Genomic DNA, 21,587 nt, shown 5'->3' with positions numbered 1-21,587 from the left:
ACCCGAGTATTGGGGTTTTATGCCACAATGTGCGGCCATGGCATGGCACCGCATTTCAGAGCTGTTGAGCGGCCAGGTGGAACCCGGCCGTGAAGTGACCGTCAAGGGTTGGATCAAGACCCGCCGCGACTCTAAGGCGGGATTCTCTTTCCTGCACCTGCAGGACGGCACCTGCTTCGATCCCATTCAGGTGGTGGCCGACGGCGACCTGGCCAACTACAAGGACGAGGTTTTGCACCTGACCACGCACTGCGCCATCGCGGCCACCGGCAAGCTGGTGGAATCGAAAGGAAAAGGGCAGGCTTACGAGATCCAGGCCGAGTCGGTGGAAGTGCTGGGATGGGTGGACGATCCCGAAACCTATCCCGTCCAGCCCAAGCGCCACAGCTTCGAGTATCTGCGCGAAGTGGCCCACCTGCGTCCGCGCACCAATACTTTCGGCGCCGTGGCCCGGGTGCGCCATTGCCTGGCCCAGGCCATCCACCGCTTCTTTGACGAGCGCGGCTTTTACTGGATCCACACGCCCATCATCACCGCCGCAGACGCCGAGGGCGCCGGAGAACTCTTCCGCGTCTCGACCCTCGACCTTCTCAACCTGCCCCGCAACCAAAAAGGCGGCATCGACTTCGCTGAGGACTTCTTCGGACGCGAAACCTACCTGACGGTGTCAGGACAGCTCAATGTCGAAACCTATTGCCAGGCCCTGACCCGCGTCTACACCTTCGGGCCCACCTTCAGAGCCGAGAACTCCAACACCAGCCGCCATCTGGCCGAGTTCTGGATGATCGAGCCCGAGATCGCCTTCGCCCACCTCAACGACAACGCCGATCTGGCCGAGGACTTCCTCAAGTACATCCTCAAAGCCCTGTTGGAAGAGCGCTCCGACGACATGGAGTTCTTCAACAAGTGGGTCCACAAAGGCGTGACCGAACGCACCCGCAAGCTGGTCGACTCGAGCTTCACCCGCATGGACTACACGGAGGCCGTCTCCATTCTGGAGAAGGCCAAGCACGTCAAGTTCGAGTTCCCGGTCCGCTGGGGAATGGACCTGCAAAGCGAGCACGAGCGCTTCCTGACCGAGCAGCACGTCAAAGGCCCGGTGGTGGTGGTCAATTACCCCAAGGACATCAAGGCCTTCTACATGCGTATGAACGACGACGGCAAGACCGTGGCCGCCATGGACGTGCTGGCTCCCGGCATGGGCGAAATCATCGGCGGAAGCCAGCGCGAGGAGCGGCTGGAAGTCCTCGATCAGCGAATGGAGGAGATGGACATCGAGAAGGACGCCTACTGGTGGTACCGCGACCTGCGACGCTACGGAACCGTCCCCCACGCGGGCTTCGGTCTGGGCTTCGAACGAACCGTCTGCTACGCCACCGGACTCTCCAACATCCGCGACGCCATTCCCTTCCCCCGTACTCCCAAGCACGCCGACTTCTGAGAGGGGCGGGCCCGGAGCTACTGCTGTCTCTCTTCCAGAAGCTGGATGAGGAAGTCGGAGGCCTTTTGGCTGCCGATTATTCCCAGCATGCGTATCATGGCGCGGCGCAGCTCAGGGTCCTGCTCGCCCTTGGCCAATTCGATCAGGGCCTCGTCGTCCTGCAGAATCATCAAGGCTTGCAAGACGGCTTCCTTGACCTGCTTGGAATCGTCGGAGCGGTAGAGTTCCAGCAGCACTGCGCTGTTGTCACCCATCATGCCCACCCGCTGAATGGCGGCCATGCGCAAGTCCGGGTCCTGCTCCTGGCGGGCCACACGCAGAATGTCTTCGTAGCGTCCCGCCACGAAAAGCGCCTCCAGCAGAGCTGATCGGAGCCGCTTGTCGGACTCCTGCCCATACATCTGGGCTAATTCCTCGCCGGCGCCCAGCACGCCGAGCTGGTGGATGGCGACCCGCCGCAGGTCAGGGTCGGATTCCTCCCTCACCGCCCGCAGCAAACGCTCTTTGCGCCCAGCCAGCATGAAGCTCTGCAGAATCTGCCGCTTGGCCTGCTTGCCGGGGTCGGAGGCATAGATTTCTTCCAGCACCTGCATGCCTTCTTCTCCCCCGAACAGCCCCAGGTAATGCAGGGCCTGCTGCTGCAGTTCGGGATCTTGGGCGTTGCGGGCGGTATCGGCCACGACAGCGCCGGCCTCAGCCTCTCCCGATTGGGCCAGCACGAAAAGAGCCCGCCGCTTGACGGCGCTGGAAGCATCGCTGGAGAGGATCTTCTTCACCTGCGGCAAGGCTTTTTCGGGATCGGCCTGCATCAGACTGTCGAGGATAGCCAGCCGCAACTCGTCCTTCTCGCTCAAATTGCTGCGAGCGGCCGGTGAGATTGTCTCGCTCCGGCTCGCCGAGACGCCCGATGCGGCTCCAGACCCCACGCCCCCTGAGGACGATCGGCCGACACCGGCCCCGACGCCCACGCCGAAAGCAGGCACCGAGCCACGCACAGAGCCGCGCAGCCTCCGGCCGTCGGAACGCCACTGGCTCTCGGGATACTGCTGGAGAAGGCGCTCCAGGGCTTCTAAGGCCTCGGCCTCACGTCCTTGGCGGCTGAGCGAGTAGGCCAGCCAGTAGAGGGCCCCGTCGGGACGATAGTCGCCGCGTTCCACCACCTGAGAGAAACTCCGGGCAGCTTCTTCGAACCGGTCGCCTTCAATATGGCGCCGTCCCTGCGCGTAAAGATTCTGAGATTCCGCTGAAGCGCCCTCCTGGGAAGAATAGCGCTCCAGTGCCGCGCGGGGCTCAGCGGGCCCCGCGGCGGCCATTCCCGTCAGCATGGCTATCAGGAGCATCAAAACAGGTATTCGTACTTTCATTTTCTTCAACCTCCGTTATTTCCAGGCGGGGGGGCACAGCCCTTTCGCTTAAGCAGCCCTTTGTGCAGCAGCTCACAGACTGCGCCGGGCGCGGCTGCGGGCCGCCTCGATCTGTTGTTGGCGGACGCGGTTCTCCAGGACCTGGATGCGCATGGGCAGCCCGGCCTCTTTGAGGCGCTGCTGCAGGGCCTCGATCTCCTCCGCCGTCCAGGTCGTGGGACCGTTGGCGATATCCAGCAGGAAGCGCTGGAGCTGCTCCAGGGTCTCCACCAGGGCCGGGTCGCCGGTCCGCTCGGCGGCACGGCGGTAGAGCCAACCGTCGGCGGCCATTTCCGAGGCCTGGCGTCTCTCCAGCTCCATTCGGGTGCCGTCCTCAGGCGCGACGTTGCCCACCTCGACCAGCAGGAAATGAGCCTGCTGCAGATGCTGGCCCACCTCCAACAGCAGCACCTGCTGCCCGGCGGCGGAAATCGCGGGGTCCGGCCCCTGTGCAGCGTCCCAATAGCGCCCGCTCAAGAACGCCGCCACCAGCAGCAAGGCCAAGGTTGGGGCCCACACCAGCCGGGGCGGACGCCAGTGGATCAGGGAATTCCACCAGGAGCCTTCTCCGAGGCGGGGCCGCAGGCGCCGATACACCTGAGCGCCGTAATCCTCGGGGCGCCGGGGAGCCTGAAAGGCGTCCACCTGGCGCAGGAGCGACTGCAACCCGGCCAGGCGCTTGCGGCACTCTTTGCATTGGCCCAGATGCTCCTCCAGGGACGGGTCGTCCCCTTCTCCATAGTAGTGCTCCAGCAAGCCCTCTTCGCTGATGTGATTCATGACAGTCCTCCTGCGTAGCTCCGCAACCTCCCGCGCAGTTTTTGTACGGCTCTGAAAACGGCGTGTTTGGCGGCGCTTTTTCCCACGCCCAGCCGGTCAGCGATCTCGCTGCTGGACAGGCCCTCAAAATGGCGCAGCACGAAGGCGGCCCGCTCTTGCGGTGTCAGAAGGCCGAGGGCCTTCTTGACCCGGTCGGAGGCTTCTTGACTGAGCAGCACCTGCTCCGCCGAGGGCCGCCCGCTTTCCCACTCTTGATGCCTTCCAGCGAGATGTTCCTCGGGCTCCTGCCGGCCGTCCACATGACGGCGACGACGGCGCAGCAGGTCGTAGGCGCAGTTGACGGCGATGCGGTGCAGCCAAGTCGAGAAACGGCTGCGCGACTGAAAGCGCTTGAGCTTTCGGTGCACCTTCAGAAACGTCTCCTGCACGACCTCCTCAGCGTCGTATTCGTTGCCGGTTATCCGGTAGGCCAGTACGAAAACCCTGCGGCTGTGGCGCTCCACCAAATCGCGGAAGGCGTCTTGATCGCCGCTGCGGGCCAAGTCGACGGCCGCCGTGTCGATCGCTTCCATTCAGTCCTTGAGACGCATGAAGGTTGATGCGGTTAGGTTCAATATCGGAGAATTCCATTTCTCGGGCAAGGTTCCGAGGGCTCCAAAGAGGCCTTTTCCGCCGCGTCGCGATCTTTTTCGCATTTTTACGGAAAAGGGGGCTTACAAATGGGCCGGAGTTGTTATACTCCGCATTGTCGGGACCACGCGAGAGGATTCCGCCATGGCCCTACGGGTTAAGAGGAGGGCCGCCCTGGACGCGGAGATCCACCCCCCATGCGAGCGCACGGGATATCGAACGGATGATTTTGGAGGTATTGATGTCTTCTGCCGGAAAGCGCACTGTCCTAATCGTCCTGCTGTCCGCATGGGCTGGGATGTCGGCCGTGACTGCCCAGAGCCCCACCCCGCCCACCGTTTTCATCACAGGGGAGCAAGGGGGCAATAGCGAAGGCACGGCCGAGAATCCTTTCAATGGCGCGGGCATACAGTTGGGACTCGACCTGGTTGATCCCGATCCCACCAATTACGCTTTCAGCGGCTGGACCAGCACCAGAACCGGCAACTTCTGCAGCATGCGCCAAAATCGGTTTTTTGAGGCTCAGTCGCGGGCGCCCATCCTGATCCACCCCGCGGTTGAATCGGGTATCGCTCAGATTACCGTGAGCGTGACGGTGACCGAGTTCCTCCATGAACCGGTTACGGTCATGCGCACCTTTTTCGTGGAGCCCAGCCCCTTCGGCTGCGGCAACCCGGTGCCGTCCTCGGCCCCCCGCAACGTGGAGTTGAGTATTGACCGCAGCCACGTGCAGTTGGGAGAGACTGTCATGCTGACTGGAGAAGCCGAGGACAGCGGCAACAATCCCCTGGTTTTTCGTTTCTTCGCCGACACCAATGCCTTTCCAATAAGCAGCGGTCAACTGCTCAGCCAGCAGACCGTCGCCGGCTGCCAATTCGGCTGCGCGGCCTCGCTGCCTTTCCAGGCCGCTGATTTCCCCTCGCTGCATTTTCTCTCCGTCGAGGTCAGCGACGGTGAGAGCACCGTGAAAAGCGACAAGGCGGCTCTCCGCAGCAGCGTACAGGGACCCCCTCAGGTCATCCCCTTCAATCCCGATCCTTCGCCTCAAATGTGCCAATGCGGCGAGGTGTTCGTGACCGTTGACGCGGGCCCGACGGCCATCGAGGTGGTGGGAGGTCTGGATCAACTCCTGGAAGGCGAGGCCTCAGGTCCGGCGGTGGGAGGAACCGTAGTGCCCGGCAGCTTCCGCTGGCGAATCGTGGACGGCGGCGGACTCATGGGGCTTTCCCTGGCCGACAGCAACTTCGTGACGGCGACCCTGATGACCCCGGACATCGACGTCGACACCCGCGTCGAACTCGAGCTGGAAGCCGTCTTCAGCGACTGCCCCTGCACCGATACCCTCTTCGTGGACGTTCTGGCCAATCCGACTCCCGAAGCTGACCTTGCCATCGAGCATACGGACGGTCCGGTCACCGTCCCCACCGAGGTCGACTTCAATCTTGAACTCACCGTCACCAACCAGGGGCCGGGAGAGGCCCAAGGGGTCATCCTGACCGATCTGCTTCCTCAAGGTGCCGTCTTTGCCGGCGCCACCCCTTCACAGGGCGCCTGCCAAGAGCAAGACGGCCAGTTGGAATGCGAATTGGGCGACCTGGAAGCGGACGCCATGGCCACCGTGCAGGTGACTCTGCGGGGACAACAGGCCGACGCGTTCGAGAACGTGGCCTACGTTTTCGCTGAGTCTTTCGACTCCAATATCCTCAATGACTCAAGTACTTTCGACACTGCCGTGCTCAGTTCGCCGCTGGTCGAGAACCTCTTCTTTGCCCAGTTTGGAGACGGGGGCGGCCTGAGCAGCCAAATCTTGCTGGTCAACCCTGATCCCGATGAAACGGCCGTTGCGTTGGTGCAGCTTCGCGACGGCGGCGGCCAGCCGCTGCAGGTCGACCTCAACGGCGTCAACATCAATGGAGAGCTTTTTGTGGAGGTGCCCCCGCGGGGGATCCGCGTCTTGCGGACCGACGGAGTGGGGCCGCTTCAAACCGGCTCGGCCACCGTCGTCTCCAGCTTGCCGCTTGGCGGAGTGGTGATCTTCAGCGGATCCTTCGGAGTCGCCGGCGTGCCCAACAGCGCGGAGCTCAGCCAAGGCTTCACGGCTCCAGTCGAGATCATTACCGCCGAGGGAGTCAACACCGGCCTTGCCTTTCAGAACCTGGACGAGCTGCAAAGCGCGAGCATCACATTGACCCTGACCGATGAGGACGGCGCGGAATTAGCGGTCACTAATCCCGGCCCCAGTGTGGCAGCGCTGGGCCAACTGGCTCGAAACCTGCCGGAATTCAACTGGACGCCGGAGATCGACTTCAGCAACTTCCGGGGACTGGTCAAGGCCACCTCGGACGGCAACATCGCAGCCACCGTCATCCAGACCCGACCCGGAGAGTTCGCTACGCTGCCGGTGATTCCCAACATCGCCGCAGCCGCCTCCCTGATGCCCTTCGTCAAGGTGCCGGCCGCCCAACAGGCCGGCGACGGCTCCCTTTTCTTCGCCCAATTCGGGGACGGCATGGGCCTGTTCAGCCAGATCATCCTGGTCAACCGCGAAGACCAGGAGGCCGAGACTGTGCAGGTCTCGCTGCGCAACGACGACGGCGACCTGCTGACCGTCGATCTCAACCAGCAGATCTTCGGCGGCGAAGTCTCCACCACGGTCCCGGCCGGAGGCATGCGCGTCCTGCAAACCGACAGCGATGGCGACTTGTCGGTGGGCTCGGTGCGGGTGGCTTCGGACCGCGACCTGGCCGGCGTGATCCTCTTTGGAGGACCGCAGGGAGTCGCAGGAGTGGGCAGCAGCGCCTCCCTTGAGGACGGCTTCTTAGCACCCATCGAGACCAGCGGCAACAACGGCGTGCTGACCGTCAACACGGGACTGGCCATTGCCAACCTCAGCGACGGGCAGACCACCGTGACTCTGCAACTGCTCAATGCTGACGGACAATCGGTGGCATCAGCCGACTTGATCCTTCAGGCCGGAGGACACCGAGCCCTTTTCGTCAACCAAGTCGAATGGACCAACCCGATCGACTTCGACTCCTTCACGGGCAGCATCCGGGTGACCTCGGCTGCGGCTATCGCGGCCACGGTCATTCAGCAGCGTCCCGGCCAGTTCGCGACCTTGCCGGTCATTCCGCAGCCCTAAAGCAATCGCTGGGAGGCGCAGTATATTGCGCCTTCCACGCCCTAGCCGGCGTGCACTTTGACCCGTTCTCCGATGCTGTTGAGCATTCCCCGCAAGCGGTCGTAGTCGGGATGGCGAACGCGCACCCAGGCGTTGGCCATGTAACCGGCTTCCACCGGCTGGGTGGGGGTGCCGGGGGAAGGCAGGTGGGCGTCGATGATCCACTCGTTGATGGACTCCAGGTAATCCGTCCCGCTATAACCGCGGATGATGCCGTCGCGGTCGGGCCGCAGGGCGATCATTCCCGCCGAAAAGCGCCGGGAGGGCCGTTGCGAGGGCCGTTGGTGGACGATGGCCACGCCCCATTCCTTGTAGAGATCGAATTCGTTGGCGGCGCAATAGAGATCCCAAGCCCCTACCCCGGGAGGCCGGCAGCCGATCTCGGAGAACTTGAGGCCCTTTGAGCCGAAAAACCATTCCATGTGGGTGGCCGAGGTTCCGATGCCCAGCGCCTCGATGACGGTACGGGCCATCTTGCGCACCTCCTGGTAGCCCTCGCTTTCGATGCGGTTGGTGGTGATGATCTGAGGGGAGATCCAGCGGGTGCGCATAGCCTCCAGGACGTTGGGGTAGTAGTGGCAGGCGAACTCATGCACCACCTGACCCTTGATGGTCAGGGTGTCGAGAAAGCCTTCATGCCCGTCCACGAATTCTTCCAAAGCGGCCTGGTAGCCTTGAGAGATTCCGCTGGAGCTGATGGCAGCCTCGAGTTCTTCCTCATTGTGGACTTTGACGGTTCCGGCGGCGCCGGCCGAATCGCGGGGCTTGATGATGATGGGGTAGCCGACTTTGGCGGCGAATTTCCGGGCCCCCTCGGGATCGCCCGTGCCCACCGATTGGGCGGCGGGCACGCCGGCCTTGCGCAGAGCCTCTTTCATGGACGGCTTGTCGCGGCACAGAAAGGCCGTCCGCACCGAGGTTCCTGGAATCGTGCAGGCCTCGCGGACCTTGGCGGCCGGCAGGATGTGGGCCTCGATGGTGGCTTCCATGCGGTCGATCCATTCCCGCGCCTGGCAGCGTTTGACAGCCGCCATCAAAGCCCCTTCGTTGACCACCGAAGACACCCGTTCGTAGCGATAGAGCCAGTGGCGCAGTTCGTCGTCCAGATACTCCGGCGGACGCTCGCCGATGCCGATCACGTTGGCGCCGGCCTCCCGCAATCCGCGGACGAACTGGCGCTGGTAGCTGGGAAAAGCAGGTTCCACGAAAATGACGTTCATGATCCTAGTCCTGGGCGCCGCACAGGCGCCGGTAGAGTTCGATATAGATGCCGCCCTGACGCTGCCATGAGAAGTCCTTGGACATGCCGTTGCGCATCAATCCTTGCCACTGGCTGCGCCGGGGAAAGCTGCGCAAGGCGAATCCCAGCGCCCAGCCCAAGCCTTCGGCCGTGTAGTGGTCGAAGACGAAGCCCGTGCCTTCTCCGCTCTGCGGATCGAACTGCTCCACCGTGTCGGCCAAGCCCCCCGTGTTGCGTACCACCGGCACCGTCCCGTAACGCAAGCTGTACATCTGATTGAGACCGCAGGGCTCGTACCTGGAAGGCATGAGGAAGATGTCAGCGCCCGCCTCGATCAGGTGGGACAGGTCCTCGCTGTAGCCACGGTAATAGCAGACCTTGCCGGGAAAGCGGCCTTGCAACCCGGCGAAAAAGCCCTCCAAGCGCGGTTCTCCGCTGCCCAGCACGGTGAGACGCATGTCGTGATTGGCCAGAAACCAGGGCATGGAGTCGAAAAGCAGTTCGAAGCCCTTCTGCGACGCCATGCGAGAAACGATGCCCACCACCGGGGCTTCCGAACTCGGCGGCAAGCCCAGCTTCTCCAGCAGGACCTCCTTGTTCTTGGCCTTGCCCGACAAATCCTCGGCCGAGTAATGGTGGGGAATGTGTGGATCCTTCTCGGGGTTCCATTCATCGTAGTCGACCCCGTTGAGGATTCCCACTACGGTTTCGGAGCGTTGCCTCAGCATGTCCTGCAGGCCCATTCCCATCTCGCCCTGGATCTCGCGGGCGTAAGTGGGCGACACGGTGGTCAGGACGTCGGAGTAGAGGATGCCGGTCTTCATGAAGCTGAGCCTGCCCTGAGCCAAATCGTCCTGGTGGAGAAGATGTCGGTATTCACTCAGTTGCAGGGAGGAAACGGCGTCGGCTCCCACCACGCCCTGATAACCGATGTTATGGATGGTGTAGACCGTGCGGGTAGAGCTGAAAAGCGAATCCCAGCCGAAGAGCGTCTTCAGATAAAGGGGAAGCAGCCCGGTCTGCCAATCATTGCAGTGGACGATCTGGGGTCCCCAGCCCATCCGCTGACAGGACGCCAGAGTCGCCAGCGACAGGTAGGCAAAGCGCAGATGCTCATCGGGATCGCCGGTGTAGATTCCCGACCTTTGATAGAAGCGGGGGCAGTGGATGAAATAAAGTGCCGGCTCCTTCTCGCCGGAAGGACGAGTGTAGAGGTCGAAGGTGATGTCCTCTCCTGCCAGCCGCACCGGCACGTTGTGGGCGAAATCGACCTGGTAAAAGTCATTGGCCTGGTCGTAAAAGCGCGAGTAGAGAGGTACGAAGACGCGCACGTCCTGCCCTTGCTGGTGCAGAAAGGCCGGCAACGAGCTGGCCACGTCTCCCAGTCCGCCCACCTTGGCGAAGGGAGCCAACTCCGAGGCCACGAAAGCAATCCCCATGTCTGCCATGGCGGAAGTCTAACAGTTTCCAGGCCGATGTTCGAAAGCCCGCACCTCGAGCGGAGCAGGCCGCTTTGCAGGCTGGAACATTGCCCCCGCACAGCGTAGACTTGGTGACATGATGTTGACACACGTGCGTTCCAGCCTCTTTGGCGCTTCTGCTGTGGGCCTGCGTAATGCCCGCACTGGCCCAGCAGCCGCCCAAGGAGGAGGCCCGTTTCGGGGTCATCACGGACTTCGAGCTGCACTTCGCCCAATTCGGCGGCGGAGACGGCTTCAGCTCCGACATCGTGCTGACCAATCCTTCAACCTTTTTTGCCGCATCCGGCACCATCGACTTCTTCGACGCCAGCGGACAGCCGCTGGAGATCGAACTGGTAGACGACGAGGTGGAAGGGGCCGTCAGCTCGGTCAACTTCGAGCTGGCTCCGGCAGGCGGCCTGCGCCTGCGCACCGACTCCAGCCGGCCTATAGCGCTGGGTTCCGCCACTCTCACTTCGGGAGACCTGGTGGGCGGCGTCATCCGCTTCCGCATCCCCAACGTCGGAATCGCCGGCGTGCCGGCTTCCCAGCCCCTGGAGGGAGCCATCGTCCCCTTCCGCCAGCAGGACGGCGTGCGCACGGCCCTGGCGGTGCGCAACTTGATGGACGCCGGCAACCTGATCGTCACGCTCAGCCTGCGCGATTTCGACGGCGTGGAACTGCCAGGCGGATTCTTCGCGCTCGCTCTGCAGCCCCACGCCCGCTCGGCGGAGTTTATCGACGAGATCTTCGATGAACTCGACTTGAGCGGCTTCGAAGGAGTGGTGGTGATGGAAGCCGAGGGCCCCTTTGCCGCCACAGCCCTGGAACTGGGCGACGACGCGGGAGAGTTCACTACCCTGCCGGTGACGCCTCTTCCCGACGTCATCCTGCTCAATGAAAAGATCGCTGAAGTGCGCCGCCAGATGCCGCAAGGCAACCGATAAACCGGCCCGAGCCAAGGAACTGTTTATGACACGCAAACATTCGTTCGCTTTTCTCATCCTGCTGGGGATTCTCTGGACGGCGCCGGCTTGGGCCCAAGAGGCCGATTTGGTGCTGACCAAGGAAACCGTCCCTCCCGACCGCAACAGCATGCTGTCCGGGGGACTCATCAGCTACCGGGTCGAGGTCACCAACCAGGGGCCGGACGCGGCCACGGACGTGGAATTGACCGACGACATCATCGACATTTTCGTAAGCATGGAGGCCAGCGAAGGAGCTTCCTGCCAGGAGACTCCCCTGGGCATCGGCTTCGGCCGCCAGGTCACTTGCACCTGGGCGGGACCCACCGGGGTGGGTGAAACCCGGACTCTGGAATTCACGGCCCGCTCTTTCAGCAGCACCCCCTGCAACGCATTCCTGGTCTCTGACCGGGCCCAGGCCTCCTCCGCCACCTTGGACCCCAACAACGGCAACAACCGCCAGACCGGGGTCATGGGAGGCATGGTCGCCGCCATCCAAACCGAGAACTTCACCCAGGCCGGGTGGGAAACCATGGTGATGGCCGACAGCCCTTCGGTCGAGGCAGGAGACCAACTGACCTACACCATCAACCTGGCCAACCTGGGTCCCTCAGACGCCGAGGTTACGGTGGCCCACCGCCTGCCCGCGGGCTGGACGGTAGACAGCATCGACGTCTTGGGCGACCTCTTCGACCCCGGCGAGTTGTGCACGGGACTGGGGACTGAAGTGGCGACTTGCACCTTCTTTACTCAAAGCCCCTTCTCCACTCCCGCCCTTCCCGTTCCCGATACGATCGAGGTGGTCGCCAACGTGCCGCCCCTGGTCATCCCGAGGGATGTTGAAGCCGAGACCACCATCGAGAGCGAGAACTGCCTGGCGGACATGGGAGACACCCTGGTCAGGACGGTCACCGCCCAACTCGGCCCCTTCGATCTGCACTTCGCCCAGTTCGGGGGAGGGGACGGATTCACTTCCGACATCGTCCTCACCAATCCCTCCAGCTTCAATTCGGCAGCCGGAGTGCTGAGGTTTTTCGGGCCCAATGGGCAACCTTTGGCAATCGAGTTCCTCGATGACACCGACGTGGGTCCCGTCACCAGTCACGAGTTCGTTTTGCCGCCGCACGGAGGTCTGCGCCTGCGCAGCGATCCTGACGGCCCTTTCGCCATCGGCTCGGCCAGCCTCAACGCTTCCGCCGAGGTGGGAGGTGTCATCCGCTTCCGCATTCCCAACGTCGGAATCGCGGGAGTTCCCGGCAGCACGCCCATCGAGTCCGCCATCGTGCCCGTCCGCCAGCAGGACGGGGTGCGCACGGGATTGGCCATCCGCAACCTGCGCAGCGACGGCAACTCACTCATCACCCTCAGCCTGAGGGGGTTCGACGGCGTGGAAGTGGCGGGAGGCGCCGGTGCCGAGGCTCTGCAAGCCAACGCACGCCTCTCGCTGTTTATCGACGAACTCTTCCCGTCCGCCGAACTGACCGACTTCGAGGGAGTGGTGGTGCTGGAGTCGAACGCGCCCTTGGCAGCCACCGGCCTGGAGTTGGGCGATGACCCCGGCGAGTTTACGACGCTGCCGGTGACGCCCTTGCAGATTCTTCTCTTCGAAGAGAAGTAGGCCCTCCTTGGCCAGGCCATGGAGGGCAGGCCGGGGGGCGTTTTGCCCCCCGGCCTGAGCACTATCCCCCACAAATCCGCCTGAAACACCCTGGAAGGAGTCGTACGCCCTGGCGCGGAGAGTGCATGGATGGATTCCACCAGGGAGAACGACGACACACTCTTAAGGAGGCGGCAATGAGCGGACTTGCGGGTCAACTGCGCTGCGCCTGGAGGGTCCTGTTGCGCACCCCCGGGTTCACCGGCTTGATCGTTGTCACCCTGGCCCTGGGCATCGGAGCCAATACGGCCATCTTCAGCGCCTTGTGGGGCATCGTCTTGAGCCCTCTTCCCTACCCCGAGCCGGACCGCTTGGCGGCCCTGAGCCAAACCCACAGCGAACAGATGCAGGACGTCTGGGGCTTCTCCCCCGCTGATCTGCACGACTTTCGCGACCGTTCAGACACGCTGGAGAGCATGGGCGTGGGCCGCGGCTGGCCGGTCAGCTTGAGGCTCGGCGACAAGGTCGAAGGGCTTAACGGCGGACTCGCCGACTCGGGACTTTTCCAGGTCTTCTCGGCCCGCCCCCTGCTGGGCCGCCTTTTTCGACCCGCCGATCTCAAGGCCGCCGGCAACCATGTGGTGGTGCTGACGAATGCCCTCTGGCAGAGTCACTTCGGCGGACGCCGCGAGGTGGTCGGGGAAGACATCGAACTGGAGGGCCAACGCTACACCGTCATCGGCGTGTTGGAGCCCGGATTCGAGATCCCCCGCCTGGAGTGGGTGCGCCTGTGGATGCCCCTGCATTTCGATCCCTCCCTGGGCGAGCAGCGCTCCTGGAGAGGCTTCCGCGCCTATGGCCGATTGGCTCCTGAGACATCCTGGGAAGCCGCAGCCGAAGAGATGCGAGCCTTGGCCGCCCAACTGGCCCGCGACCATCCCGACGTCAACCAGGGCTTCGGGGCCACGCTGACTCCCCTCCATCGCTTCCTGGTGGGCGACACCCTGCGCACCCAACTGGGCTTCTTCATGGCCGCCGTGGCCGGAGTTCTGCTCATCGGATGCCTCAACATCGCCAACCTGCTGCTGGCGCGCGGCGTACGCAGGCGACGGGAATGGGCCATCCGCTCGGCTCTGGGAGCGGGGCGGACGCGGCTTATCCGTCAACAGCTTGTGGAGAGCCTGCTGGTGGGCAGCGCGGGAGGGGCCCTGGGGGTGGCAATGGCCTACAGCTTCCTGCCCCTCATCCTCTCCCTGGCACCTTCCAACATCCCCCGCCTGGAGGAGGTGGCCATCAACCTCTATGTGCTGCTCTTTGCCCTGGCGTTGTCTCTGGCAACCAGCCTTCTCTTCGGCCTGGTTCCCGCCCTGCGCTCCAGCCGCCTCGACCTGGCCTCGGAACTCAAAGAGGGACGCAGCGGCGCTCAAGGACGGCGCAGCGGACGCCTCTCGGCGGGACTCATCTCAGCCGAGATGGCGCTGGCCCTGCTGATGCTGGCGGGAGCGCTGGTGCTGGCCAGGACTTACCTGGTGCTGCAAGACTGGCAGCCTGGATTCGACCAGCACGACCTGCTCACGGTGCAGATCTTCCCGCCCGACTACCGCTATCCCGACGGCGACTCGCTGTCCGAGTTTTATCCCCGCCTGATGGAAGAGGTGCGATCACTGCCAGGCGTCGTCTCGGCCGGACTGGCTTCGGCCGGTCCCCTCTTCGGAGGCTACGACACGGCCACCGTTTACGTGGCGGGACGGCCCGTCCCCTCGCCTCAGGACCTGCCCGCGGTGAGGACCTACGACGTCGACGAGGGCTACTTCGCCACGCTGCGCCGTCCCATCAGGGCGGGACGGGGAATCACCGCCCAGGACCGCCCCGGCGCCCCTCCTGTGGCCGTGGTCAACGAAACCTTCGCGGCCCGCTTCCTGCAGAAAGAGAATCCCGTAGGATCCCGGCTGATCCTGCCGGGACTCGACGGCCTGACCCTGGAGGTGGTGGGCGTGGTGGCCGACGTCAAACCCTTCCTGCCCAACTCGCCGCCCGAGTCCAAGCTCTTCTGGAGCATCCGCCAGTTCCCCCGCTGGGGCACCCACGTGGTGGTCCGCCAGGACTCTTCGCTGGAGGGAATGGTCCAGGCGCTGACCGCCAAGCTGGAAGCGGTCGAACCCGAGCTCTCCATCTCATCGGTGCGTCCGCTCAGCGCGGCCATCCAGAGCCAACTGGCGCCCACCCGCTTTCACCTCACCCTGTTGGGATCGTTCGCCTTCCTGGCCGTGGCGCTGGCCGCCGTGGGCATCTTCGGCGTCATCTCCCACGCCGTCAACCGGCGGCGCCACGAAATGGGAGTACGCCAGGCCCTGGGAGCCAGCCGCATGCGTATTGCCGCCACCGTGCTGGCTTGGGCCGGCCGTCCCGCGGCTGCGGGGATGGTCATCGGTGCGGCAGCCTTTCTGCCCCTCTCCGAAGTACTGCGGGCCTTCGTCTTCGGCACGGAGGCCTTTCAGCCATGGCTGCTGGGGCTGGCCTGCCTGCTGGCGGCTCTGATCGCGGCCGCCTCGGTACTGATACCCATGCAGCGGGCCACCCGCGTCCAGCCCAGCGAAGCCTTGCGCCAGGAGTGAATCGGGGAATTCAGATGACGTCCCACAACCATTGGGCCTGGCGCATGCGCTCCAGCACCACTTCTACCCGGCGGGCGTAGGCGCGGCTCTGGCTGGAGGGATTCCAGCTCTTGGGACGGGGCAGTCCGGCCGCCAGTTGGGCGGCCTGGCGGGGGTCGAGTTGAGAGGCCGGGATTTTGAAATAGTGGCGGGCCGCCGCCTCGGCCCCGTAGAGGCCCGGACCGAACTCCACCACGTTGAGATAGATTTCGAAGATGCGCTTCTTCTCGAGGTGCTTTTCCAACTGACGGGTGAGAATCGCCTCGCGAAGCTTGCGCAGGGGATTGCGGGAAGGGCTCAACCACAGGTTGCGGGCCAATTGCTGGGTCAAGGTCGAAGCCCCGCGGGGAAACTCCCATTCCTCCCAGGCTTCTTTCAGCGCCGCCTTGATCTCCTCTCGGGCGAAGCCATGATGGCCGAAGAAGTTGATGTCTTCGGCCGCCAGGACGGCCCTCTTGAGGTGGGGCGAGATGCGCTGGTAGGGCACCCACTGCCAGGCCACCTCGTCGCTCTCCCCGGCTTGGCGGCGCTGTTGGCGGTAGAGATCGATGAAGGCGGTGGAGGCCGGAGGCGTGCGGCGCAAGGACTCCACGTCGGGCCAACTCGCCCATTCCGCGGCAGCCACCAGCAGGACCAGCGCCGCCGCGGCCAGCAGGATCTTGCCCCAGCGGGATCCCCACACCGCTTGGGCCGCTTTGGCCGCTCTCTTCCACCGGCTCATGCTCCCATTTTGTGGCCGATGGCCTTCGCCGTCCAGTGCCAGGCGGGAACTTCCAGCCCCGCCCCAAGCGTGGTCAGTGCAGCCCGTCAGAAGTTTTGAGCCGGAGTCCTGTTCCGGCGCCCTTACCTGATCTGGTAGGGGCCGAGGCTCGGCTCAGCGGGCCCCGGCTCCTTGCCATTCCTGGACCGAATCATTGGCGGGGCAGATCAAAGTACATGAACTGAGAGTCTGAGAGGACCTGCTCGACGGCCAGGATGCGTCCGTCAGGAGAGATGGAAAAGGCCGAGCGGCCGAGCTGCGGCCAGGGCTCCACCGGCTCGATGGCAACGGTTTCGCCGCTCTTCAAATCGATGCGCTGAAGAGACTTGCCCGGTCCGCGAGCGTAAATGGCCCCTTCGCCTACACCCCACACGCCCGCATTGGATCGCGGCAGGCAGGCCACCGGTCGGTCGGGAGCTCCCAACAGGAAAACCTCATCGGAGTCGTATCCGCGGTAATAGACCGTCTCGCCGTCCGGAGCCAGGCGGGGCTGCCATGCGCCCTTCTCGGTCAGGGCCTCAGGGAGCGGGCTGCTCAGGGCCAAGCGATAGATCTGAGAGCGGTTCCGTTCCCCGGAAGAATAGACCAGGGCATCGCCGTCACGGGGCCAGACCACCTCCTGGGCAGCCTCATCGAGAAAAATGAGCCGGCGCTGGCCGTCGTCCAGACTGAGGAGGATGAGGCTGGCGGGTTCGGCCTCGGCGGCGGGGCAAGGATAGGCGATGCGGCGACCGTCGGGCGACCAGGCCACCGATGCAATCAGGGCTCCTTCGCAGTCGCCCACCGGACGCCGCTGAGCGCCGTCCTGGCTGCCAATCCAGACCTGGGGACGCCCCGTTGCGCGGGAAATGAAGGCCACCTCGCGCCCGTCAGGGGAAAGGACGGGAGAGTAATCCAAACCGGTCGACTTGAACAGCGGCTGGGCTGCCTCCAACTCCAGGCCGGAAGGGGCCAAGGTCATCTTCCAGATGTCGGCGTTGAAGTCGAAGGTCATGTAAACCAGCCGGTTGCTCCTGAGAGCGATGTCGGGCATGGAGACCTTCATGCCCTGAGCCGGCAGCCAGGCGGCCTTCCCGCCGTGAGGTCCGATCTTGAACAACTGAAAGGTCCCGGCACGGTAGGCCGCATAGACGATTTGCTTGGAGTCGGAAGTCCAGGCCAGGTTGATGACGATCGTTTCCTCCTGGCCCAGTTCCCGCTCGCGGCCCGACTCGAGGTCGCGGATCATCAATTGCTGGCGGTTGGGTGCGATGCTGCGCATGAAGGCCAGATAGCGCCCGTCGGGGGAATACTCGGGAGAGTAGTCGCCTATCGAGGAATGAGGCGGATCGGTGACGGGTACCGTCTCCCTGCTCTCCAGCGACAGCTCGAGGACTCTGTGAGGCTCTTCTTCGGAATAGCTTCCGGCCAGGGCCAGGCGTTTTCCGTCAGGCGACCAGTTCAACTGCACGGTCGAATAGAAGGGCGGGCAGGGTGCCAGGACCTGTTCCTCTCCCGTCAGCGACGGCATCATCATAAGCCGGCAGCTTCCCGTCTCGCTGCTCTCGCGCAGAAAGGCCAGCCACTGCCCGTCGGGCGACCAGGCCGGGGCGAAGTCGCTGTGGGAGGAACGGGTTCGCTGGATGGGCTGGCTCAATCCGATGCGCTGGATTTTGATGTGGGTGGTTCCGTCCTCGGCCCAATGCACGTAAGCCAGATCACGGCCATCGGGCGACAAGACCGGAGTGCAGGCCAATCCCCAAGGGATGGCGATCTCGGTGATGGTCCTGTAATCAAAGCCGTCGGGGGCAGGAGGGATGAGGCTGGAGGCGGCCGCCAGCACCAGAACTGTCACGAACAGCGTGGCCAGGGCCGCGAAACGGAACCGGCTGAAACCGCCTCCCCCGCTGTTGCGCGGGCTTTCAGCGGCTCGCCAGGCGGTAGCCGCGGGCTCGACGGGGGCAATGAGGCGGTAGCCCTTGCGCGGAATCGTCTCGATCACGCTGGGATGGCGGGGGTCATCCTTGAAAACCTGGCGCAGCAGCGAGATGATCCGGGTCAGGACCTTTTCCACAACCGCCGAACCGTCCCACACCTTGTGCAACAATTCCTCTTTGCCGACAACCTTGCCAGGCCGCTCGGCCAGGTAGACCAGCACCTGCATCGCCTTGGGCTCGATGCGCTGCTCGCGCTCCCCCACGGTGATGCGGTTGAGCGTCGGTTGCACCCAATGGCCGCCGATATGGAAGGGCCCGTCAGCGAGGGATCGGCCCGGCTCGGCAGGCCCCGAAGCTGAGGCGGATTGCGGATATCCTTGATCTCTATCGCTGGGGGAAGGCATTCATTCCATCTTACACCTACTCTGGTCAATGGTTCCATCGGCCTTGCGAGGCGGAGGGGCCATTCGGGGCATCGAATACCGGGGAAATATCCCGCGAGCCGCTTTTTAGCAGCGGCCCGCGGGGGAGAAGGAGCGCCGGGGGATCGTGCCGGGCAACCGCCTTTGCGTGCTCGTGGAGGACTCCCGGTTCGGGGGTAGAGGCCTGGCGCCTTGAGCGATCTCGCGTAACGCGAGAACCCGATCCCCGCGCCAAGCCCCTTCGGGATCGCGCTCCTACGCTAGGACAGGAACGCCTCCTCGAGGTCTAATATCAGCGTAGATCAGCGGCCTCCAATAATCATCCCCATATCGGATAGGAATCGGAAAGGATTCGCGTTCCAGGGTTAGGTCCCGGTAATGAACCCGTCAACCCCCTCATTATCCCTGAAACAACGGACCTTTACACGTTATTTGCGAATTTTATAGCAGGTGAATCCTCAGTCCCCGGCTGAGTAGAGGTCGCGGGATTCGATTTCTTCCAGCAGTTGGCGTTCGCCGGAGGCTTCGGGGACGTGGTGCTCAATGAGTTCGTAGCAGAAATCGCGGGCCTCGCTGTAGGTCTTGAAATCGGCCAGTTCGGCGCGGGCGTCGCGATCGCCGGTCCGCCGTCCCCGCCCGTCCACTTCTTCGATCACAATCCACACTCGGTAGCAGCGGTCGTCTCTTTTCATGCTGCCAGCCTGATGCAAGCAACGCGCCCATGCCAGATCTGCGAATGAGGGCTCGGGGACGCGGAGAACGGTTGCCCATGGGCCAAAGAGCCCACGCGCCGGGGGCATATGGCCCATGTGCATGGGGGGAACAGGGGCAGGAGTGCCACGGCTGGCAAAGGCTGGCGGCCGTGTCGCCATTTGAGGCCCGGATGTGGGCGCTGATTGGGAGTTTGAAGGGCAGGACATGAAGCGGGACAGATTGGTATCGGGGTTGCTTTGTCTCTTCTCCGGTAGCGGTTTTGAGAAAGAGAACGACCAAACAACCACTGCTGAAAGAGGCCCCGCTATGGACCAAGCAGTTTCTGATTCCGTCACGCCCAATAACCGGGAAGCCGTCCCAGATGACAATTGCATCGAGGTTCAGGAACACATCGTCGAGGTGGTCAGCGACTCGGGCGAGGGAGCCCAAACCTGCGGACATCTCTTCGCCACCGTCAGCGCCAAAATGGGTAACGGGGTGTGGACGGTAGAGATCATCCCGGCCGAAATCGAGCCGCCCCAGCGTTCCAGGGCGGGAGCCAGCGGCAACCGCATCCGGCTGGGCAGCCGGGCCGTCACCAATTCGGGCGATGCCGCCGACATGGTGATCGCCTTCAACGAGCAGGTCCTTTACAGCCGCATGGACGTGGGAGCCTTCCGTCCCGGAACCATCATCTTCCTGGAAAGCGCCTGGGGCAAGGATCCTCAGGAGGGGGTCAGGGAGAAATACTCCACGACCCTGAAGGAGCTTGAGGAGAAGGGCTATCTGGTGATCGAGACGCCCATGCTGGAGGAATGCCTCAAGCACGTCGAGGACGCCCGCCGCGGACGCAACATGTGGGCCCTGGGCCTGCTCTGCGCCCTCTACGGACGCGACATGGAGGTGGCCCGCGCAGAAGTGCGCAAGCGCTTTGCCAGGAAGAGCCAGGAGATCACCGACAAGAACCTCACGCTGCTCGATTCGGGCTACCAGTGGGGCCTCGAGAACACCACCCGGCGCTTTCACATCCCGGCCCGCAAGATCGACAAAGACATGGTGGTCATGAACGGCAACCAGGCCGTCGGACTCGGCATCATGGCGGCGGGAATGGAAGTTTGCTCGATGTATCCCATCACGCCCGCCACCTCGGCCTCCCACTACCTGGCGGCCGCCTTCCCCAAGGTGGGAGGATTCGTCCACCAGGCCGAAGACGAGATCGCCGCCATCGGATTCGCCATCGGAGCTTCCTACGCCGGCAAGACGGCGGTCACCATCACCTCGGGTCCGGGGCTGGCGCTCAAGACCGAGTTCATCGGACTGGCGGTGATGGCCGAGATCCCGCTGGTGATCGTGGTGGTGCAGCGCGGCGGACCCTCCACCGGACTGCCCACCAAGATCGAGCAGGGCGACCTGCTGGCGGCTCTTTTCGCCTCCCCCGGGGACGCGCCCAAGATCGTCCTGGCGCCGGCCACCATCGAGGAGTGCTTTCATTACATGGTCACTTCGCGCAAGCTGGCCGAGCAGTTCCGCATCCCCGTCATGGTGCTGACCGACGCCAACCTGGCCACCGGGCAGCAGCCCTTCCCGCGTCCCCATCCGCAGAAGGACTGGCTGGCCCCGCCCGTCGACCAGTCGGACTGGGACTCCCAGGTGCAGCCCTTCGCCTGGGACGCCAAAACAGGCGTCTCGTCGCGTCCCATTCCGGGACAAAGGGGCGGGGAGTACATCGTCACCGGCCTGGCCCACGACGAGACGGGACACGTGGCCTACGAGTCATCCATCAACCAGCGCGCCATGGCCATGCGCAGCCGCAAGCTGGCGGTGCTGCAAAAGAGCCTCAAGCCGCCCAAGGTCCATGGAGACGATCACGGCGACCTGCTGGTGGTGGGATGGGGTTCGACGCTGGGAGCCATCCGCGAGGCCGTCGACCGCGTGCGTGATGACGGGGGCGACGTCTCGGCCCTGCACGTGCGCTTCCTCTCTCCCATGGAGCCGGGACTGAAGGACATCTTCAGCCGCTTCAAGCGGGTGATGACCGTGGAGATCAACTACAGCGACGAGGCCGACGACCCCTTCATCAACCCGGAGAGCCGCCGCCGTTCGCAGTTGGCCCGGATGCTGCGCGAGCAGACCCTGCTCGACATCGACTGCTGGTCGCGGGTGCCGGGGAGTCCGCTGCCGCCGTCTCAGATCGAGAACGAGCTCAGGCGACGCCTGGGAATGGAAAAGAGGAGCTAGCCCATGTACGGCTTGAAGAAAGACTGGGAATTGGAAACACCCTCGCGAGCTTACGTGCTCGACGATTACTGCGCCGCCGAGCCGCGCTGGTGCCCCGGGTGCGGAGACCACTCGGTGCTCAACGCGGTGCAGCGGCTGGCCCGCCAGCGCCAAATGCCTCCCGAGCAGACCGTGGTGGTCTCGGGCATCGGCTGCTCCAGCCGCTTT

At 63.9% G+C, this 21,587-nt stretch carries 15 protein-coding genes; 7 read left to right on the top strand and 8 right to left on the bottom strand.

Features of this window, described 5'->3' with window-relative positions; all coding sequences use genetic code 11:
- The first annotated feature begins 19 nt into the window (after positions 1 to 19).
- Positions 20 to 1,441, top strand: a complete 1,422-nt coding sequence (gene asnS / locus VLU25_20565; protein ID HSR70335.1) for an asparagine--tRNA ligase — start codon at positions 20 to 22, stop codon at positions 1,439 to 1,441.
- A gap of 17 nt (positions 1,442 to 1,458) precedes the next feature.
- On the opposite strand, the gene VLU25_20560 is transcribed toward asnS, so the two are convergent.
- From VLU25_20560 to VLU25_20550, 3 genes are all read right to left on the bottom strand, one after another.
- On the bottom strand, positions 1,459 to 2,805 hold the full coding sequence (locus VLU25_20560; GenBank protein ID HSR70334.1) for a HEAT repeat domain-containing protein: 1,347 nt from the start codon (positions 2,803 to 2,805) through the stop codon (positions 1,459 to 1,461).
- Positions 2,806 to 2,877: 72 nt separating this feature from the next.
- Complete coding sequence (locus VLU25_20555) at positions 2,878 to 3,624, bottom strand: hypothetical protein (GenBank protein ID HSR70333.1); 747 nt, start codon at positions 3,622 to 3,624, stop codon at positions 2,878 to 2,880.
- On the bottom strand, positions 3,621 to 4,196 hold the full coding sequence (locus VLU25_20550) for a sigma-70 family RNA polymerase sigma factor (GenBank protein HSR70332.1): 576 nt from the start codon (positions 4,194 to 4,196) through the stop codon (positions 3,621 to 3,623). The genes VLU25_20555 and VLU25_20550 overlap by 4 nt, the downstream gene beginning before the upstream one ends.
- 365 nt (positions 4,197 to 4,561) lie before the next feature.
- Between VLU25_20550 and VLU25_20545 the strand changes: the two genes are divergently transcribed.
- Positions 4,562 to 7,396, top strand: a complete 2,835-nt coding sequence (locus VLU25_20545) for a DUF11 domain-containing protein (GenBank protein HSR70331.1) — start codon at positions 4,562 to 4,564, stop codon at positions 7,394 to 7,396.
- Positions 7,397 to 7,437: 41 nt separating this feature from the next.
- On the opposite strand, the gene VLU25_20540 is transcribed toward VLU25_20545, so the two are convergent.
- Both VLU25_20540 and VLU25_20535 read right to left on the bottom strand, forming a co-directional pair.
- Positions 7,438 to 8,655 carry an ATP-grasp domain-containing protein gene (locus VLU25_20540; protein HSR70330.1) on the bottom strand — a complete coding sequence of 406 codons (1,218 nt, stop codon included), beginning with the start codon at positions 8,653 to 8,655 and terminating at the stop codon, positions 7,438 to 7,440.
- A 4-nt stretch (positions 8,656 to 8,659) separates the two neighbouring features.
- Positions 8,660 to 10,123, bottom strand: a complete 1,464-nt coding sequence (locus VLU25_20535) for a glycogen synthase (protein ID HSR70329.1) — start codon at positions 10,121 to 10,123, stop codon at positions 8,660 to 8,662.
- Positions 10,124 to 10,290: 167 nt separating this feature from the next.
- Between VLU25_20535 and VLU25_20530 the strand changes: the two genes are divergently transcribed.
- From VLU25_20530 to VLU25_20520, 3 genes are all read left to right on the top strand, one after another.
- Positions 10,291 to 11,082, top strand: a complete 792-nt coding sequence (locus tag VLU25_20530; protein HSR70328.1) for a hypothetical protein — start codon at positions 10,291 to 10,293, stop codon at positions 11,080 to 11,082.
- A 25-nt stretch (positions 11,083 to 11,107) separates the two neighbouring features.
- Positions 11,108 to 12,718, top strand: a complete 1,611-nt coding sequence (locus VLU25_20525) for a hypothetical protein (GenBank protein ID HSR70327.1) — start codon at positions 11,108 to 11,110, stop codon at positions 12,716 to 12,718.
- Between the two features lie 176 nt (positions 12,719 to 12,894).
- Positions 12,895 to 15,312: an ABC transporter permease gene (locus VLU25_20520; GenBank protein ID HSR70326.1), complete on the top strand. Its 2,418-nt coding sequence runs from the start codon at positions 12,895 to 12,897 to the stop codon at positions 15,310 to 15,312.
- Between the two features lie 10 nt (positions 15,313 to 15,322).
- On the opposite strand, the gene mtgA is transcribed toward VLU25_20520, so the two are convergent.
- From mtgA to VLU25_20505, 3 genes are all read right to left on the bottom strand, one after another.
- Positions 15,323 to 16,072: a monofunctional biosynthetic peptidoglycan transglycosylase gene (gene mtgA / locus VLU25_20515; GenBank protein ID HSR70325.1), complete on the bottom strand. Its 750-nt coding sequence runs from the start codon at positions 16,070 to 16,072 to the stop codon at positions 15,323 to 15,325.
- A 190-nt stretch (positions 16,073 to 16,262) separates the two neighbouring features.
- The gene (locus VLU25_20510) at positions 16,263 to 18,317 is read right to left on the bottom strand and encodes a winged helix-turn-helix domain-containing protein (protein ID HSR70324.1); all 2,055 of its coding nucleotides are present in this window, start codon (positions 18,315 to 18,317) and stop codon (positions 16,263 to 16,265) included.
- A gap of 590 nt (positions 18,318 to 18,907) precedes the next feature.
- Positions 18,908 to 19,141 (bottom strand): hypothetical protein, encoded by a 234-nt coding sequence (locus tag VLU25_20505; GenBank protein ID HSR70323.1) that lies wholly within the window; start codon positions 19,139 to 19,141, stop codon positions 18,908 to 18,910.
- Positions 19,142 to 19,469: 328 nt separating this feature from the next.
- On the opposite strand from VLU25_20505, the gene VLU25_20500 reads away from it, so the two are divergent.
- A complete protein-coding gene (locus VLU25_20500) occupies positions 19,470 to 21,380 on the top strand; it encodes a 2-oxoacid:acceptor oxidoreductase subunit alpha (protein ID HSR70322.1) in 1,911 nt (636 codons plus the stop codon).
- A 3-nt stretch (positions 21,381 to 21,383) separates the two neighbouring features.
- On the top strand, positions 21,384 to 21,587 hold a 204-nt coding region (locus VLU25_20495; protein HSR70321.1), incomplete at its 3' end, for a 2-oxoglutarate oxidoreductase.

The sequence above is a fragment of the Acidobacteriota bacterium genome, from assembly GCA_035471785.1.
Taxonomy (GTDB): domain Bacteria; phylum Acidobacteriota; class UBA6911; order RPQK01; family DATIPO01; genus JANQFM01.
This window is presented reverse-complemented; position numbering and strand designations above follow the sequence as displayed.

Excerpts from the sequence above, each read along its gene's own strand:
- asnS (HSR70335.1), top strand. The coding sequence starts at position 20 with ATGCCACAATGTGCGGCCATGGCATGGCACCGCATTTCAGAGCTGTTG.
- VLU25_20560 (HSR70334.1), bottom strand. The coding sequence starts at position 2,805 with ATGAAAGTACGAATACCTGTTTTGATGCTCCTGATAGCCATGCTGACG.
- VLU25_20555 (HSR70333.1), bottom strand. The coding sequence starts at position 3,624 with ATGAATCACATCAGCGAAGAGGGCTTGCTGGAGCACTACTATGGAGAA.
- VLU25_20550 (HSR70332.1), bottom strand. The coding sequence starts at position 4,196 with ATGGAAGCGATCGACACGGCGGCCGTCGACTTGGCCCGCAGCGGCGAT.
- VLU25_20540 (HSR70330.1), bottom strand. The coding sequence starts at position 8,655 with ATGAACGTCATTTTCGTGGAACCTGCTTTTCCCAGCTACCAGCGCCAG.
- VLU25_20535 (HSR70329.1), bottom strand. The coding sequence starts at position 10,123 with ATGGCAGACATGGGGATTGCTTTCGTGGCCTCGGAGTTGGCTCCCTTC.
- VLU25_20530 (HSR70328.1), top strand. The coding sequence starts at position 10,291 with ATGCCCGCACTGGCCCAGCAGCCGCCCAAGGAGGAGGCCCGTTTCGGG.
- VLU25_20525 (HSR70327.1), top strand. The coding sequence starts at position 11,108 with ATGACACGCAAACATTCGTTCGCTTTTCTCATCCTGCTGGGGATTCTC.
- VLU25_20520 (HSR70326.1), top strand. The coding sequence starts at position 12,895 with ATGAGCGGACTTGCGGGTCAACTGCGCTGCGCCTGGAGGGTCCTGTTG.
- mtgA (HSR70325.1), bottom strand. The coding sequence starts at position 16,072 with ATGAGCCGGTGGAAGAGAGCGGCCAAAGCGGCCCAAGCGGTGTGGGGA.
- VLU25_20505 (HSR70323.1), bottom strand. The coding sequence starts at position 19,141 with ATGAAAAGAGACGACCGCTGCTACCGAGTGTGGATTGTGATCGAAGAA.
- VLU25_20500 (HSR70322.1), top strand. The coding sequence starts at position 19,470 with ATGGACCAAGCAGTTTCTGATTCCGTCACGCCCAATAACCGGGAAGCC.